The following is a 1,193-nucleotide window of genomic DNA, read 5'->3' as shown; positions in this document are numbered from 1 at the left end:
TGATGCGCTGTAACTGACCACCAGAAAACTCATGTGGATACTTATCATAGGCTTGTTGCGGGTTCCGCAAATGAACCAAATCAAACAGTTCAAGCACACGTTCTTTGGCTTTGCGCTGATTGACGGAGCGATGACACATCATGGCTTCCGCCACTTGAATACCGACCCGCATGTACGGATTCAGTGAAGTCATCGGCTCTTGGAATATCATCCCGATGCGATCGCCGCGAATGCGCTGCATTTGTCGCTCAGTTTTGTCCAGAATGGATTCGCCTTCAAACATGATTGACGAGTCTGGATGGACAATGGCGTTGTCTGGTAGCAGCTTCATTAAAGCGTTGGTGGAAACTGATTTGCCGGAACCAGATTCGCCGACGATAGACAGCGTTTCACCCGCTTGTAGCTCGAAGCTAACATTCTTTACTGCATCGACGATCCCATCGTTTGTCGTAAAGCTGACAGACAAGTTGTTCACCGAAAGAATGGTTTGAGAAGACATCACGTATCCTTGTGTTTGATATAGCAAATAAACCTAGAGCAATGGTGATGGCGCTGAAATCCTGCTGCTTTCCATTGCTCTGGTACTCATTAGTTGTAGAGGTGGGGAGCAACCGCTTCTGCTGAGCTCATCGCCTGTAAATGCAAAAACTGTTCATGGGCGCGAGTGACATGGTCCAGCTCTATCATCCATTGAGCATTGCGCTGCGCAGAGCAAAATGCGGCCATGTGCGCAAGTAAGTCCTCACTTTGCTGACCGAGTAGGTGGCCAACACGCTCAATCAGCTCATGGCTTTCAAGCTGCAAAAATTGGAACAGCGCATAAGTTTGGTTGAGAGCCGAAAATGCGTCGCGCTGTAATCCCAATTTGTTGAGGATCTCCGATTGCGCCACGCTCGCATCGCGTAATCCGCTGACCAGACACACAAATTGGCAAGGCTTGGTAAGGTCATGCTCTAGCGCCTTATGGATATGGCTAGGCAAGTGATTGAGCACATCTTCGTATAAGCGATGAGCTTCTGGCCAATGGCCTTGCTCCATCAATTGCTCCGCTTTCAAATAGCGCATCCAGCATTGCTCAATATTCATGTCCATCTCCACAAAAGTTGATTTGCTGAAGATATTAAATGAAATTGATTATTAATTGCAAGTGCGTATTGTTTTCATTTTAATGGTCATAAAGTGTGCGATTAAAC

At 47.0% G+C, this 1,193-nt stretch carries 2 protein-coding genes; both read right to left on the bottom strand.

Translation table 11 applies throughout. From position 1 onward, the window contains the following. The coding region (locus tag R8269_RS25250) for an ATP-binding cassette domain-containing protein (RefSeq protein WP_318222913.1) at window positions 1-499 on the bottom strand (499 nt) is incomplete at its 3' end. A gap of 89 nt (window positions 500-588) precedes the next feature. Next, window positions 589-1,086 carry a hypothetical protein gene (locus R8269_RS25245; protein ID WP_005478146.1) on the bottom strand — a complete coding sequence of 166 codons (498 nt, stop codon included), beginning with the start codon at window positions 1,084-1,086 and terminating at the stop codon, window positions 589-591. Window positions 1,087-1,193 lie beyond the last annotated feature (107 nt).

It is taken from the genome of Vibrio sp. Vb0667 (assembly GCF_033391095.1).
Note: the sequence above shows the minus strand (reverse complement) of the source record. Positions and strands in the feature narration are given on the sequence as shown.

What these genes read in the sequence shown, in the direction of transcription:
- R8269_RS25245 (WP_005478146.1), bottom strand. Translation starts at nt 1,086, where the DNA reads ATGAATATTGAGCAATGCTGGATGCGCTATTTGAAAGCGGAGCAATTG.